This window comes from Undibacterium sp. Di27W, assembly GCF_049340345.1.
GTDB lineage: Bacteria > Pseudomonadota > Gammaproteobacteria > Burkholderiales > Burkholderiaceae_D > Undibacterium.
The window spans coordinates 242,031-256,211 of the sequence record NZ_JBMPOS010000010.1 but is presented as its reverse complement, the minus strand read 5'-3'; the positions used below and the strand labels follow the sequence as shown (position 1 = coordinate 256,211).

Annotated in this window: 15 protein-coding genes; 7 read left to right on the top strand and 8 right to left on the bottom strand. The window is 51.9% G+C overall.

Features of this window, described 5'->3' with window-relative positions; translation table 11 throughout:
* Positions 1 to 39 precede the first annotated feature (39 nt).
* Both ACO0LF_RS20500 and phnN read left to right on the top strand, forming a co-directional pair.
* Positions 40 to 1,248: an alpha-D-ribose 1-methylphosphonate 5-triphosphate diphosphatase gene (locus ACO0LF_RS20500; protein WP_423017374.1), complete on the top strand. Its 1,209-nt coding sequence runs from the start codon at positions 40 to 42 to the stop codon at positions 1,246 to 1,248.
* Positions 1,248 to 2,513, top strand: a complete 1,266-nt coding sequence (phnN, locus tag ACO0LF_RS20495; protein WP_423017372.1) for a phosphonate metabolism protein/1,5-bisphosphokinase (PRPP-forming) PhnN — start codon at positions 1,248 to 1,250, stop codon at positions 2,511 to 2,513. Before ACO0LF_RS20500 ends, phnN begins: the two co-directional genes overlap by 1 nt.
* Positions 2,514 to 2,569: 56 nt before the next feature.
* Here phnN and ACO0LF_RS20490 read toward each other — a convergent pair whose 3' ends face one another.
* The 7 genes from ACO0LF_RS20490 to ACO0LF_RS20460 form a co-directional block, all read right to left on the bottom strand.
* Positions 2,570 to 3,148: an HD domain-containing protein gene (locus tag ACO0LF_RS20490; protein WP_423017370.1), complete on the bottom strand. Its 579-nt coding sequence runs from the start codon at positions 3,146 to 3,148 to the stop codon at positions 2,570 to 2,572.
* 10 nt (positions 3,149 to 3,158) lie between these two features.
* Positions 3,159 to 3,932 carry a phosphonate ABC transporter, permease protein PhnE gene (gene phnE, locus ACO0LF_RS20485; protein WP_423017416.1) on the bottom strand — a complete coding sequence of 258 codons (774 nt, stop codon included), beginning with the start codon at positions 3,930 to 3,932 and terminating at the stop codon, positions 3,159 to 3,161.
* Positions 3,933 to 3,972: 40 nt separating this feature from the next.
* Positions 3,973 to 4,953: a phosphonate ABC transporter substrate-binding protein gene (gene phnD / locus ACO0LF_RS20480; protein WP_423017368.1), complete on the bottom strand. Its 981-nt coding sequence runs from the start codon at positions 4,951 to 4,953 to the stop codon at positions 3,973 to 3,975.
* Positions 4,954 to 4,980: 27 nt separating this feature from the next.
* Positions 4,981 to 5,826 carry a phosphonate ABC transporter ATP-binding protein gene (phnC, locus tag ACO0LF_RS20475; RefSeq protein WP_423017366.1) on the bottom strand — a complete coding sequence of 282 codons (846 nt, stop codon included), beginning with the start codon at positions 5,824 to 5,826 and terminating at the stop codon, positions 4,981 to 4,983.
* Between the two features lie 181 nt (positions 5,827 to 6,007).
* Positions 6,008 to 6,424: a DoxX family protein gene (locus ACO0LF_RS20470; RefSeq protein ID WP_423017364.1), complete on the bottom strand. Its 417-nt coding sequence runs from the start codon at positions 6,422 to 6,424 to the stop codon at positions 6,008 to 6,010.
* A 182-nt stretch (positions 6,425 to 6,606) separates the two neighbouring features.
* A complete protein-coding gene (locus ACO0LF_RS20465) occupies positions 6,607 to 7,509 on the bottom strand; it encodes a pirin family protein (protein WP_423017362.1) in 903 nt (300 codons plus the stop codon).
* A 39-nt stretch (positions 7,510 to 7,548) separates the two neighbouring features.
* Positions 7,549 to 8,151, bottom strand: a complete 603-nt coding sequence (locus tag ACO0LF_RS20460) for an FMN-dependent NADH-azoreductase (RefSeq protein WP_423017360.1) — start codon at positions 8,149 to 8,151, stop codon at positions 7,549 to 7,551.
* A gap of 121 nt (positions 8,152 to 8,272) precedes the next feature.
* On the opposite strand from ACO0LF_RS20460, the gene ACO0LF_RS20455 reads away from it, so the two are divergent.
* Positions 8,273 to 9,235 (top strand): LysR substrate-binding domain-containing protein, encoded by a 963-nt coding sequence (locus ACO0LF_RS20455; RefSeq protein ID WP_423017358.1) that lies wholly within the window; start codon positions 8,273 to 8,275, stop codon positions 9,233 to 9,235.
* Positions 9,236 to 9,247: 12 nt separating this feature from the next.
* Here ACO0LF_RS20455 and ACO0LF_RS20450 read toward each other — a convergent pair whose 3' ends face one another.
* Positions 9,248 to 9,895 (bottom strand): DUF4272 domain-containing protein, encoded by a 648-nt coding sequence (locus ACO0LF_RS20450; RefSeq protein WP_423017356.1) that lies wholly within the window; start codon positions 9,893 to 9,895, stop codon positions 9,248 to 9,250.
* A 152-nt stretch (positions 9,896 to 10,047) separates the two neighbouring features.
* Between ACO0LF_RS20450 and ACO0LF_RS20445 the strand changes: the two genes are divergently transcribed.
* From ACO0LF_RS20445 to ACO0LF_RS20430, 4 genes are all read left to right on the top strand, one after another.
* Complete coding sequence (locus tag ACO0LF_RS20445; protein ID WP_423017354.1) at positions 10,048 to 10,611, top strand: GNAT family N-acetyltransferase; 564 nt, start codon at positions 10,048 to 10,050, stop codon at positions 10,609 to 10,611.
* A 147-nt stretch (positions 10,612 to 10,758) separates the two neighbouring features.
* Positions 10,759 to 11,340: a sigma-70 family RNA polymerase sigma factor gene (locus ACO0LF_RS20440; protein WP_423017352.1), complete on the top strand. Its 582-nt coding sequence runs from the start codon at positions 10,759 to 10,761 to the stop codon at positions 11,338 to 11,340.
* The gene (locus ACO0LF_RS20435; protein WP_423017350.1) at positions 11,337 to 12,077 is read left to right on the top strand and encodes an anti-sigma factor; all 741 of its coding nucleotides are present in this window, start codon (positions 11,337 to 11,339) and stop codon (positions 12,075 to 12,077) included. The genes ACO0LF_RS20440 and ACO0LF_RS20435 overlap by 4 nt, the downstream gene beginning before the upstream one ends.
* Positions 12,078 to 12,710: 633 nt before the next feature.
* A complete protein-coding gene (locus ACO0LF_RS20430) occupies positions 12,711 to 14,054 on the top strand; it encodes a DUF4214 domain-containing protein (protein ID WP_423017347.1) in 1,344 nt (447 codons plus the stop codon).
* Positions 14,055 to 14,181: the final 127 nt, after the last annotated feature.

Here is a 14,181-nt window from a genome sequence, read left to right as displayed (position 1 = left end):
TCAGGTTTATGATTTGTCATCCAGACCAAGAGGCTCAAGATGGAAACGCATATCGCTATACAAGGTGGCAAGTATCTGCAACAAGACCAGAATGGTCACGCTGGCTGGTCTGAAGACAGACTGCATCTGCAAGGTTTGCACATTGCCAGCACAGGCGGCAATCACTTCCAGCATCATAGCAAGCAACAGTTTTTTGATGCCACAGGTTTGCTGATATTGCCCGGCCTGGTCGATATCCATGGCGATGCTTTTGAGCGCCAGTTGCAACCACGCCCGGCAACCAGTTTTGCCTATGATATCGCTTTTGCCGATACCGACAGACAGCTAATCAGCAATGGTATTACCACAGCTTGCCACGGCCTGACCTTCTCCTGGGAAGGTGGTTTGCGCGGACGTGAAGCAGCATTGGCTACGCTAGAACAAGTGGCTGCGCAAAAATCCCGCGTACATGCCGATCACTTGATACATCTGCGTTTTGAGAACCACCATCTGGATGGCTTGAATGATGCATTGAACTGGATAGAGTCTGGCCTGATTGCCTTCTTTGCCTTCAATGAACACCTACCTTCCATCCTGAAGAAAAGTGCGTCGCCAGAGAAACTGGTGACTTACGCGGAACGTGCGCGTTGTGATGTTGCCGGTTTTCTGGAGCGCCTGCACAAGGCACAATCGCGCTCCCCAAAAGTAGCACAGGCGATCAGCCAGCTTGCTGCAGCTTGCCGTCAGCACGGCATCGCGATGGCATCGCATGATGATGAAACCCGCATGGACAGGGAGCGCTTCCAGGAACTGGGCGTCGATGTCAGTGAATTTCCCAAAACAGAAGAAGCTTTGCAGGCTGCTAAGGCATTAGGCAACCATGTCGTCATGGGTGCACCGAATGTCTTGCTCGGTGGCAGCCACTGTGGCGGCCTGTCAGCCAGTGATGCGGTGCGCCGTGGCCTGTGTGACACACTGGCATCTGATTATTACTATCCGGCTCTATTGCATGCGCCTTTCCGCCTGGAGCAGGAAGATGTTTGCAGCCTGGCACAAGCCTGGCAGTTGGTGTCGCTTAATCCTGCCCGCGTACTGGGTTTACATGACAGGGGCGATATTGCTACTGGTCAGCGTGCTGACCTCATCATGATAGAAAAGCAGGCTGATGGTAGCCCACGTCTGATTGCCACTATCGCCGCAGGCAAGCTGGTATTTTGCGCCGAGCCACAACGCTTGCAATATCAGCAGTCTCTGGAACTGGCAGCCTGATGCGCTATGCCCTCTACTTTTCCCCAGCGCCAGATAGCCCATGGTGGCAGGCTGGTGCCAACTGGCTGGGGCGCGACCCCATGCATGCAGGGAAAATGCCGCAAGCACATATCAATGGCGTGCCAGATATCCTGCTCAGTCAGCTCACCAGTGAAGCCAGACGCTATGGCTTTCATGCGACGCTGAAAGCCCCTTTCAACTTGCTGGGAGGTTTTCAGGAAGCGGACCTGATACAGATGGCTAGCGCCTTTGCCCAGGTGCAGCCCGTCATCAGCATCAGGGAAATGCAGGTGCGCATGATGGGCAATTTCCTGGCATTACGCCCGCAAGGTGATGAAGCCGAAATCAATGCCCTGGCCATGCGTTGCGTCAGTTATTTTGATTTATTGCGCCGCGCCCCTGATGCGACTTATCTGGCCAAGCGCCGTCATGCTGGTCTCAGTACCAGGCAGGAAGCGCTATTGCAGCAATGGGGTTATCCCTATACTGAAGAAGAATACCGCTTCCACCTGACACTCAGTGATGATTTACTGGATGTAGATGCTGATGCACAGTACGCCTTGCGCAAGGCAGCAGAACAGCAGTTCTCACGCTTGCTGGATAATACACCGCTCGATATAGATGCATTGACGATATTCCGTGAAGAACGGCACGGTGCGCCTTTGAACTTCTGGATGCGTTTCCCTTTCCAGGCCAGGGTACAACAAAAATCCCTGCCAGCGGCTGGCCGCCTGTATTTTGTCGTCGGCCCTTCAGGGGCTGGCAAGGATACCCTGCTGCACTGGGTCAAAGACAACCTGCCTGCCAATGCTGCACTGGAATTTGCGCAGCGGGCCATCACCCGCCCCGCCCACGACAGCGAAGCGCATGAAGTCTTGAACCAGGAAGCTTACTGGCAAGCAGCCGCTGCCGGTCATTTTTGCATGCAGTGGCAAGCCAATGGTCTCAGCTATGGCATACGCAGGAATATAGAAGCCAAACTCAAATGCGGCCAGGACGTGGTTGTTAATGGTTCGCGTGAATACCTGCCACAACTGCGCCAGCTATTCCCGGATGCGCGCATTATCTGGATCATGGCTGACCCCGAACAAATCAGGCAGCGCATGGAAAAACGCCAGCGTGAGTCTGGTGCAGCTCTATTGAACCGTCTTGACCGGGGTTTGAAATTCACTGTGCCTGATGACCAGGATATTGTCTGCATAGACAATAGCGGGCCTATACACATTGCAGGACAAAAGCTGTTAAAGATATTTGCTAAAGAATAGAAGAATGCTGTTATTACAGCATCGTGTGCAGCCAAGATGGGCTGCACATGTTTGCTTTACACAGTTACTGCCTGGGTGAATTCCAGATTCAGTTTTTCCATCATCACGACGAAAACCTGCAGGTCCACAGTCTTCGCGCCTACCACTTTTGCCGTATCATCCCACTGACGCAATCTGACTGCATCTTCGGCATAGTCCTGATCTATGAATTCTGTCGCTTGCGTCACCGAGAAAGGGCCACCCTGCCATATCAGGCTGCGTTGTGATGCATGTGACAGGCTAGACCAGTACAGGGGATCTGCCGCGCACAGATAACGTTTGGCAGCGACATGCATACGTATGGGTTCAGTCACATCCCTGTCAAACAATTCTGCCAGTAACAAGGCTGCCAGCTCACCATGCGGGAAAGTCTCATCGGTTTCATCGTCAGCCATATGCGCCAGGTCGTGCAAGAGCGCAGCAATCACCAGGGCATCGCCTGCACCTTCCTGCATGGCCAGGCTGGCGCATTGCAGGGCATGCTCCAGCTGGGTAATGGCTTCGCCACCATACAAACCGCCAGCGCGGTTTTGCAACCAGTCTATGACTTGCGGGAGCTTGATCCCTTGAACAATTTGACGGTTCTGTGTTTGCATATCAGACATATCAGATGAAGACTTTTCTGAGACGGGAAGAAATCACATCTATCATGCTGACCGTCAGCACGATCATCAATAAGACTGCGCAGGTTTGCGCATACTGGAAAGCGCGTATGACCTCCCACAGGATCACACCTATGCCACCAGCACCGACCATGCCAACTACAGTGGCAGAGCGCACATTTGATTCAAAGCGGTACAGCGCGAACGACACCCACAGTGGCATGACTTGCGGCAAGACACCATAGACTATCTCTTCCAGCGCATGCGCACCTGTAGCACGTATGCCTTCTACCGGTTGCGGATCGATAGCTTCTACCGCTTCAGAAAACAACTTGGACAAGATACCAGTCGTATGCACGAACAAAGCCAGCACACCAGCAAAAGGGCCAAGACCCACCGCCACGACAAACAACATGGCGAACACCATTTCATTGATGGCACGTGCAGCATCCATGAGACGGCGCACAGGCTGACTGACCCAGGCTGGTGCAATATTTGATGAGCTCAGCAAACCCAAGGGGATAGAGCAGACTACTGCCAGCGCAGTACCCCAGGCAGCGATCTGTAAAGTCACCAACAGCTCTTGCAAGTAAATACGCCATTCATGAAAGTCTGGCGGAAAAAAACTGGCGGCATAAGTCAGCATATTGCCGCTGTCGCGCAGTAATTCCAGGGGGCGCATATCAGCCCCCTGCCAGGACATGGCAAGGATGGCGAGAACTATGCCCCAGACCAGTAATTTGCCGGTATCGCGTTTTGGTGCTTCAGGCAAATTCATGACGACTTGCGGGCGAGCTGTTGGTGTATTGTTCATGCGATCAAGACTTGGTGATGTCGTTCAGTTTGCGGTTGATATCATCCAGCTTGATTTTCTTTTCATCAGCATTCAGGGCGACGTCTGCTTCTATCTTGACTTTTTCCTTGAACAATTCAAGCTGGCGTACAGGCTTCAACTGGGCATTGCTGGAATCCTGGAAACCACCCAAAGTCAGCTTGGCCAATTGTGCTTTTTCACGCGCGGCATCAGGGCCAGTCTTGCCATAGTTGACGAAGAAATCCTTGATCTTGTTTTTCATATCAGCTGGCAAGTCCTTGCGCCATACCAGAGGATCAGCAGCGATCAAAGGAGATTTCCAGACCTGGCGCAATTGGCTGGCTGTTTCTGGCTGGCGTGCCTTGATACGGTCCAGCGTATCAGAACTATGCACGGCGGCATCTACCTGTTTGTTGGCGACGGCCAGGATATTGGTTTCGTGATTGGCACCACGCACAGTCTTGAAGGCGGTTTTTGGATTCACATTGTTTTGTGCGAATACATAATAGCTGGGCACCAGGTAGCCGGAAGTGGAATTGGGGTCACCTATGCCAAAATTGAGGTTCTTGGCGTTTTTCAAGACATCTTCTACAGTCTGGTAAGAGCTGTCTTTATGTACGCTGATCATGCTGTAGTAACCGAGAGTGCCATCTGCATTGATCATCTGTGCAAACACTTCAGAGTTGGCACGGTCAACAGCTTCGATGGCTGATTTATTACCCAGCCAGGCGAACTGCACTTTGTTGAAACGCATGCCTTCAATGACACCTGCATAGTCAGAAGCAAAATAGGCCGTGACCTTGATGCCCAGTTTTTTGCTCATGTCATCCAGCACAGGCTGCCAGTCCTGTTTCAGGTTTTGTGAAGATTCGGTAGAGATGAGGCCAAAGTTCAAAGTCTTGACTGCATCTTCTGCCATGACGGCAGTAGCCGTTGCGGCCATCACCAGGCCCAGAGTCAGACTGCGCGCGAATTGACGAAACATGGAAATACTCCTGAAGGGAAAAGAAACTCAGGCGGCAGCCGCGAGAGTGGGTAAAGAGAGTGCGTCAGTAGCGGGGGCGGTACTTGCCGTATTGACTGGTACAGGATTGAGCAATTCTTCGGCCTCTGCACCATACAGGTCACGCAACATGGACACTGTCAGTTCACTGGAAGGGCCGTCATAGACGACACGGCCACGCGAGAGCGCAACAGTGCGCGGGCAAAAACGAAAAGCCACATCGACCTGGTGCAAAGAGACAACAACGGTAGTACCGTCCTGACGATTCAGGTCAGCAAGAGTCTGCATGACACGACGGGCAGACTCAGGGTCCAGCGAGGCGATCGGTTCATCTGCAAGGATTACCTTGGCTTGTTGCACGATGGTGCGGGCAATCGCTGCACGCTGTTGCTGACCGCCAGACAAGGCTGAAGCGCGTTTATAAGCATGTTCAGCAATACCCACACGCGCCAGCGCAGCCAGGCCCAGGGCTTTTTCTTCCTGGGTAAAAATACGGAAACAACTACGCCACAGCGGGATACGGGCGATACCACCAGTGAGTACATTGGTCAGCACAGGTAAACGCCCGACCAGATTGAATTGCTGGAAAACAAAACCGATTTGCGAACGCAGATGGCGGATCTGCTTGCCGACCACACCATTGGCCTGCAAGACTTGTTCACCAAGGCGAATATCATTCTTCTCGGCATTGGCCGTGATCAAACCAGAAATATGGCGCAATAAAGTTGACTTGCCAGAACCGGAAGCACCGATGAGTGCAACCATTTCACCGGGCGAAAAAGTCAGGTCTATATTGTCCAATGCCTGATAACCACCTTTAAAGGTTTTGGAAAGACCATTGATTTCTATCTTCATCGCATTTACCCCGCCTGGACAATTGAGCTAATCCACGGGAGTATTGGACAAAAATATGTCAGGCGTATGAAGCTTTGATTACAGCACGATGAAACGACGACAGGGCCTGTAAAAAAATAGCGGATTTGCCGTCAGACAAATCCGCTATTTTAACTATTGAAACTGTGCAAAATATTCCTGATCAGGCTTTACGTCCATCCAGGCTCCAGCCACCACTGCCATGTATCAGTACATATAACAGGCCACCCGCCATGGAGATATTTTTCATGAAATGTATCATCTGGTTTTGTGCGGCATCTGCTGGTACGCCCCAGAAATTATGGAAGATGACAGCCGCTGCCAGCGTGAACAGTATCATTGCCGCTGCGGCCCAGCGTGCGCGCCAGCCAACGATGAGCATGAGGCCGCCACCCAGCTCCACCACGATGGCGGCAATTGCACCCAGCGCAGGCAAAGGCAGGCCCTTGCTGGCGATATAGCCTACGGTTTGCTCAAAGCCAGAGATCTTGCTGGCACCGGATGCCACGAAGATCAGGGCGATCAAGACGCGGGCGATGAAGGAACCGAAGACGGGTCCTATGGTTTCTGTTTGTTTCATTTTTTCCTTATATGTAGAATTTTTTATCGATAGGGTCGTAGGTTGGGCCGGGCCTCGCTAGGCTACGCTTCATCAGCCCAACACTCGGCGTTTATATGACGTATACGTTTGCAGAGGCACAGTGTTGGGGTGATAACCCGTAGCCCAACCTACGAAGCTCCCCGTTCAGCCTCGCTCTTGCATCAAACGACATCCGCTAGTTTTCCCTCGCGAAAATCACTAATCGCCTTGAATATCTCCGCCTGACTATTCATCACAAACGGCCCATACTGAACAATCGTTTCACCCAGGGGCTGACCGGCAATCAACAACAAGCGGCTATCAACTTTGGCATTAATCACCACCCCATCGGCATCCGGCGATTTTTTCAAAATCGCCATGCGTTGCACCGACACCTCGCGCTCGCCTATCTGCACTTCACCTTCATAGACATACACAAAGGCATTGAAACTGGCTGGCAGGCTGTGGCTAAAATTGCTACCGGCTGGCATGTGTATATCCAGATACAAAGGCTGGGTCATTTCACGTTGCACGGCACCTGCCACACCGTGGCTGCTACCTGCGATGATGCGCACTTTGACACCGGCTGCAGTCAGCAATTCAGGGATGGTGTCGCTCTGGATATCGCGGTACCAGGGGGCGATCATCTTGTCTTTTGCTGGCAGATTCAGCCAAAGCTGGAAGCCAGCCATACGGCCGTCTTCCTGCTCAGGCATTTCTGAGTGAATCACACCACGACCGGCAGTCATCCACTGCACACCGCCGTTTTGCAGCAAGCCTTCATTACCGGCACTGTCGCGATGGCGCATGCGTCCCGCCAGCATATAGGTGATGGTTTCAAAACCACGATGCGGATGGCTGGGGAAACCGGCGATGTAGTCACCTGCCTCATCACTACCGAACGCATCCAGCATGAGGAAGGGGTCCAGCCGGTATTGCAGAGGCTGCGTTAATACCCGTGTCAGCTTGACACCGGCACCATCTGAAGTAGGCTGCCCGGCGACCAGTTGTTCTACCGTGCGTGAAGTGTTCACGCGTTCAGCCTGTTGAACTGTGCTGCTTGCAACTACATCTGTCGTTTCCATGATCCATCGTCCTTATAGATAGCCTGTTAATGTTGTCGATTAAGCAGGCAGTAAATCATTAATTTGCTGGTGGGCTGAAGCCAGGGATGCTTTTTCTGCATCCGGGCCCATGGCCAGACCTTCTGCATAGACAAACTCTACATCGGTCATGCCCAGGAAGCCAAAGAAGGTTTTCAGGTAAGGCATTTGCGTGTCGTTTGGTGTATTGCGATACAGGCCACCACGTGTCAGTACCACGTACACTTTCTTGCCAGTCAACAAGCCTTCAGGGCCATTGGCGGTATAGCGGAAAGTCACCTGGGCGCGGGAAATCGCATCTATCCAGTTTTTCAATTGGGCCGAGATACCAAAGTTATACATCGGTGCACCGAGTACCACTACGTTGGCAGCCTGGATTTCTGCAATCAGTGCATCATCGAGGGCAACGCGGGCTTGTTGTTCTGCAGTACGCTGATCTGCCGGGGTGAACAGGGCTTGCAGTGCTGTTTCATCAAGAATCGGATGAGGATTACTACCCAGGTCACGGACATTCACGGTGGCACCAGAAGATGTTTCCAGCAAAGCCTCAACCAGGCTGTTCGCTAGTTGAGTGGAATGAGAAGCTTGGGCACGGGCGCTGGAGTTGATTTGCAGGATGTTCATTTTGTGTTCCTTTCGGATAAAGAGTTGATGGAGCTACTTTAATCGTTCCAAAAACAAACCGGAAGGCGTTAAAATGGATATCATTGTTCCAAAAATAGGAAAATAGCATGGAGGTACGACCATGACTCTCGAAGCCAATGACCTTTTGCTATTTGCCTGTGTGGTTGAAGAAGGCAGCTTCAGCAAGGCGGCAGAAAAGCTGGGCGTGCCTAAGTCAACCTTGTCACGCCGTATATCTGCCCTTGAGGCCCAGCTGGGCGAGCGCCTGATCTTGCGCACCACCCGCAAGCTGACGGTGACTGACCTGGGGCAAAATGTCTTGCTGCATGCCCAACATGTGCAGGAAGAAGTGAATGCCACGCTGGCGCTGACCCAGCACAGGCAGGTGGAACCGAATGGCAGGCTGAAGATATCCATGCCTGGCGATTTTGGCAATCACCAGATGGGTGAGTTGTTATCTGACTTCATCGGCAAATACCCTGCAGTGAATCTGGAGCTGGATCTGTCACCACGCCGGGTGGATTTGATAGGGGAGAATTTTGATGTGGCCATACGTGTTGGCGACCTGCCGGACGATGCCTCACTGGCAGCACGCGGGCTGGTACGTTTCAGTGTGGGTTTGTATGCGTCACCTGCCTACCTGAAACTGCATGGTGCGCCAGCAGAACCCGAAGCGCTGATGGAACATGACTGCCTGCGACTGAATACCCGCAATGGCGAAGCCTCGGTCTGGCGTATGGAAAAAGATGGCGCAGTCTGGGAAGGCATACCGCCGGGCCGGGCCAGCGCCAATTCACCTGAACTGTTGACACGTCTGGCTGTGCGTGGCAAAGGCATCACCATGCTGGCGGATCACTTCGCCGGCCAACATGTGCACAAGGGTGAACTGGTACCCTTGCTGGAAGACTGGAAACTGCCTGAAGTCACTGTCTGGGCCGTATTCCCGGGTCGTCGTCTGATGCCAGCCCGCACCAGGGTCTTCCTCGATGCCCTGCAGGCTGAATTCTCAGGCCCGCGCTGTCAAAAGATGCTGGAAGAAGTCAATGATTGCAAGACTGGACGCATAAGCATCAAGTCTTTCTAAGCAAGACTTAAGTCAGGTTTCGGTGCTGACCTTGTCCCAGTCATTTTCTTCTTCATACTGACAGAGCCAGTTGGCCGCCTGATGCCATTCGCGCACAGCATCTGCATTCAGATTACCCGGTGCATCGCGGCCAGTGATATGTGCGTGGCGAACCGCCCAGTGCAGGCGGTACAATAAATCCGACCAATCCAGCACCTGGCCCTTGCGGCGCGGCTTCAGGGCTGACTGCAAACGCTCGGGGGCTTCCATTGCATGCGGGAAGAGTTTCAGAATTTGTTTCAGGTTTGCTGCCTGCGTAGGGACCGCCAGCTTGTCGGTCAAACCCGCGGCCCAGGCGAGGAAATACAGGGCTTCCTGCCTTTGCAGAAATTGCGCACGCAATTCTTCAGTGATGTCATCTGCAAACAAAAATGCCTGTTCCTGCGCCGACAAACAGGGCTTCAGGCTATGTGTTTCCAGATAAGAGCGATAGTGTGCAACATCGCCACCAGCCGCTACAGCCGTCACCGCCCACAAGGCCAGCATGCGCTGCATCAGCTCTTCAGGCGTGCGCAATTCCACTTCTTCATCAGACTCAATCACATGCAATTGCACATTGATGCGGATACCACGTTTATGCAATTCCAGTTCGGAGGCTTCTTTGCGTTGCTCTGGGCTCATTATTTCTTCAATATTGTTAATCAATTCACTCGCTGATAAGGAGCAGGCGAATTATCCCAGATTTTGCTATCGCGAGGAGTACAAGAACAAGGCAGCCCCATGTCTCAACTGGCATTAGAATGTCTAAAGTCACCAGTTATTGCAAAGCTTATATGCCTGAAACCAAAGTATTTCCCGTATTACAGACAGCAAACTTTCAACTGCGCCGCATCGTCGCCGCCGACATGCCTGCCATTTTTCGCGGCTTGTCCGACCCGCGCGTCACTGAATACTATGGCGTCAGCTATGCAACTCTGGCATCCACCCAGGCGCAAATGGATTGGTATGAGCAAGTCTGGCAAGACGGTACAGGCCTGTGGTGGGGCATCTGCAGCATGGAATCACCAGCGCAATTGATAGGCACTTGTGGCCTGCATGAATGGGAGCAGGAACACCATTGCGCCGAAACTGGCTTCTGGCTTGCACCCGACCACTGGGGCAAGGCCGTCATACCTGAATGCATGAACGCCATGATCCCCCACTGCTTTCAGCACCTGGGCCTGCATCGCTTGCAAGCCATGGTCGAACCAGAAAACATCGCCAGCTGGCGTTTGATAGAAAAACTGGGCTTCCAGTTAGAGGGCGTGCTGCGGGAATGTGAATACAAACATGGCCGCTATGTGGACCTGAAATGCTACTCCATGCTGGAGAGGGAGTTTCACCCTGCGCAGGTTTGAAGCAGCCCCGGCTCTTTCTTGCCATGGATGCAGAAAGCAACAATTCCTGATGTACATTATGTGTACAAATTGGAAATCGACTAAAATCAGCCCATGTCTGAGAATTGTCAGACCCCTGCCTAATGACCGCCAAGATTGGATAAGCAATTGCCCACTGCCGCTCTGGATACCAGCCAGTTACAAAATTGGCTAGCCGCCGTCGCCCGCAAAGACGCTCAGGCATTTAAATTTCTGTATGACGCCACTTCAGCGAAACTGTTTGGCTTTGCGCTGCGTATATTAGTTAAGCGTGAGTTGGCAGAAGAGGTTTTACAAGAGAGTTTTGTCAACATCTGGAATAACGCGGGCAGTTATCAGGCAGGTCTGGCAGCACCGATGACCTGGATGACAACGATCGTACGCAATCGCGCTTTCGATCTTTTGCGTCGTGTTGATCACGATGTGGAAATCGATGCTGATAATTTTGATATGGGAATCATGCAAGCCATGGAAAGCACTGAAACTACACCGGCACGGGCGCTGGAATTGACTGAGGATGCCAGGGCACTGGCTTCCTGCATGTCACGCCTGGAAGGTTTGCACAGGCAGGCAATGGCGATGGCGTTTTTTCATGATCTCTCACATAGCGAAGTCGCAGACCACATGAAATTGCCGATAGGGACGGTGAAAACCTGGATCAGGCGTGGACTAGACAAATTACGCACCTGCCTCACACGTCTGGAGGCATGATGAATTTACAGCAGATAAAAAATAATCCAGGCCTGCAAGAAAAACTGGCATCTGAATATGTACTCGGCACCTTGCGCGGTGGCGCACGCCGCCGCTTTGAAGCCTGGCTCAAGCAGGATGCCGCCCTGCGCCAGGTGGTAGGCCAATGGGAAGCACATCTGGTGCCAATGGCAGAATTCGCTCCTGCAGTAACAGCACCTGCCACGGTCTGGCCAGCACTTGAAAAACGCCTGAACCTGAGCACCACCAAAGACCCATGGGCCTACTGGCGCAACTGGGGTAAATTGCGCGAAGACCTGGCTTTCTGGCGCGGCCTGGGCATGTTCTCCACCACTGCCGCCGTGGTGCTGGTGTCTGTCTTGCTGAGCAAACAGGCGGATCAACAGCAAGCGGCACCGCAAAGCAATTATGTCGCCACGTTGTCAGATGACAAGGCACAAGCTATTGCAGTGATTACTGGAGATACCAAACGCGGCCAGTTACAGATACGCATGCTGACAGCGCAAAACATCGCTGCCGACAAGAGCCTGGAACTATGGGCTGTGGGCAAGGATGGCAAAGTCAAATCCCTGGGCCTGGTGGCCGACAAGGGCATCATCACCCTGCCCATGCCTAAGGACATGACAGCAGACAGCGTGCCTTTGCTGGCAGTGACGCTGGAACCCAAGGGCGGATCGGGTAATCCTGAAAAACCATCTGGTCCGATTATCTTTAAAGGTAACTGGGTGCAGATCTGACATGGACGTCATTTGATGACAGAGAGAATAAGCAGGGCATCTTGATACAAGCTGTAGCAGTTGAAACAAAAATGAAGAGCGCGGGTGCGGCGGGCAGGCTCTTCTTGACTGCTACAGTTCAGTCTGGTTCTCTCTCTGCTTTTAGGTAGTATCTGCGGCCATGCGAATGTGTTGATGAATCGTCATTCGCTTGGTAACGCTTTTTAGCGCTTTTCTTGTTATCGCAGATCAGGAAAGCTGCGTGGCTTCACGCCGCTTTGTCACGCTGCAAGTGCGGCAATTCTTCACTTCATCATATGGCTCGGGAACATATCAATTCATTTTGAAATTCCTGAATTCCTCGCTCAGTTTTCTAAATCAATTCCCAATTTTTCATGCTGCTGCATCAATGCAAAGGCAGTTTTTCTGGCATGTTTATTCCCAGCTTATAAAAAAATTCCACGCTTAATTGACGCTGAAATTACCTCTGGATTTCACCCTATTTATTTTCCTATTTTATTTATTAAAATGTTGTGACGATCATCACAACACTACATGGTTTCAGGTGCTACTATCCGGCCAGAATTTGGAAGCAATATGGCAATGTATTCATTGCAGACTTCCTCACAATAAAATTTTTTAACGGAAAATTTCATGTCCAACACAGCCTCAGATATACAAAAAATATACATTGCTTACTTCGGCCGACCAGCAGATCCTGAAGGCCTGGAGTACTGGATGAAGCAGAATTTTTCACTGACACAGATCGCAGATAGTTTTGCACAGCAAGTTGAATACAAAAGAAATTTTGACGGTCAAACTATAGAAGCCACACTCAAGCTTATTTATAAAAACCTGTTCCTGCATGATGCCGATGCTTCTGGTCTGGCGTATTGGAGCGGGCAGATTAATAAAGGTGTATTCAGCATAGGTCAGGCTGCACTGGCTATTGCCAATGGCGCTATCGGTGCTGATGCCATCACTCTGGCCAGCAAGGGTAGTGCGGCAGCATCATTTACCGCTGAGCTGAAGGGAATTGACCTGCTGGTTGCTTACCAATACGATGTCACAGGAGTACGCGGCCCAAGTATAGGCAGAGATTTTCTGAGCCTGGTAAGCAGCCCTGCAACAGCCAGCTTATTGACAGGATATGCACATTCCATCGTGACTGATTTAGCTATTATCCCAGGGGGCTACGGACGCGACCTGATTAATGTCCTGGGCCAGGATCTGGCTCAGGGTACACACTTTTTCAAAGGCGATGTCAGTCTGGTTGGTGGACCAGGGGACGATGTCTTTCACATTACGGATGCACAATATGCCATGGGCACCACTATCGATGGCGGCGCTGGTGCGGATACACTGGATCTGGGCGTATTGACCGACAGCAGAAACCTCAGCAGGGTCAGCAATATTGAAACCATCGTAGTCAATGGCGGTAATGCCGACATTTTTGTCAATGCGAATGGTGCCGGGATCACGCTCAATATCACCAAAGATATCAGCCTCAGAATTCTCCAGCTAGGTAGCGGCGGACAAACTCTGAATCTGCTAGGCACAGGTAGCAGCCATGTCGGCATCATCGGCAGCACATCGGCGGATACCATCAAACTATCTGCCACTGGGGCAGGCATAGACAGAATCATTGCCAAAGGTTCCTTATTGGGTGATGGCACACCGGATACCATATTCAATTTCAAGGCCGCCGGTGCCGATCTGTTCTCGACGGGTGTCAAGGCTACGAGCCTGGACAATCTCACGATCGCGGCGGCTGATACTGCACAATTAGCCAGCGTCATTAATGAGGCCGCCGCCAGCGCAGGTAGTCCCTTGAATACTGCCAGCCAGGCTTTTTACATTACGATTAAATCAGGCACGGCCGCAGGCAACTACGCCTTTGAAAACATAGGCAGCAACTTGAATGCAGTCGATGCTGGTGACTTCATCGTAAAACTGGTAGGCAATGGCAGCATCGTCGTGACTGACTTTGTGCTTTGATCTGAATTTTTTCGAAACAAAAGAAAATGTCCCGGCTGTCCGGCCGAGACATGGTTTGTAACCGCAGAAGGCAAGCGTTTCAATAAAGTACGGCATGCGACGAACGCCCCTAGGCTCCTGCCTGCGC

Bases quoted from the DNA above. Each gene is read 5' to 3' on its own strand.
- ACO0LF_RS20470 (WP_423017364.1), bottom strand. From the start codon at position 6,424: ATGAAACAAACAGAAACCATAGGACCCGTCTTCGGTTCCTTCATCGCC.
- ACO0LF_RS20430 (WP_423017347.1), top strand. From the start codon at position 12,711: ATGTCCAACACAGCCTCAGATATACAAAAAATATACATTGCTTACTTC.
- ACO0LF_RS20445 (WP_423017354.1), top strand. From the start codon at position 10,048: ATGCCTGAAACCAAAGTATTTCCCGTATTACAGACAGCAAACTTTCAA.
- phnN (WP_423017372.1), top strand. From the start codon at position 1,248: ATGCGCTATGCCCTCTACTTTTCCCCAGCGCCAGATAGCCCATGGTGG.
- ACO0LF_RS20500 (WP_423017374.1), top strand. From the start codon at position 40: ATGGAAACGCATATCGCTATACAAGGTGGCAAGTATCTGCAACAAGAC.
- phnC (WP_423017366.1), bottom strand. From the start codon at position 5,826: ATGAAGATAGAAATCAATGGTCTTTCCAAAACCTTTAAAGGTGGTTAT.
- ACO0LF_RS20460 (WP_423017360.1), bottom strand. From the start codon at position 8,151: ATGAACATCCTGCAAATCAACTCCAGCGCCCGTGCCCAAGCTTCTCAT.
- phnD (WP_423017368.1), bottom strand. From the start codon at position 4,953: ATGTTTCGTCAATTCGCGCGCAGTCTGACTCTGGGCCTGGTGATGGCC.
- ACO0LF_RS20455 (WP_423017358.1), top strand. From the start codon at position 8,273: ATGACTCTCGAAGCCAATGACCTTTTGCTATTTGCCTGTGTGGTTGAA.
- ACO0LF_RS20450 (WP_423017356.1), bottom strand. From the start codon at position 9,895: ATGAGCCCAGAGCAACGCAAAGAAGCCTCCGAACTGGAATTGCATAAA.
- ACO0LF_RS20490 (WP_423017370.1), bottom strand. From the start codon at position 3,148: ATGCAAACACAGAACCGTCAAATTGTTCAAGGGATCAAGCTCCCGCAA.
- phnE (WP_423017416.1), bottom strand. From the start codon at position 3,932: ATGAATTTGCCTGAAGCACCAAAACGCGATACCGGCAAATTACTGGTC.
- ACO0LF_RS20465 (WP_423017362.1), bottom strand. From the start codon at position 7,509: ATGGAAACGACAGATGTAGTTGCAAGCAGCACAGTTCAACAGGCTGAA.
- ACO0LF_RS20435 (WP_423017350.1), top strand. From the start codon at position 11,337: ATGATGAATTTACAGCAGATAAAAAATAATCCAGGCCTGCAAGAAAAA.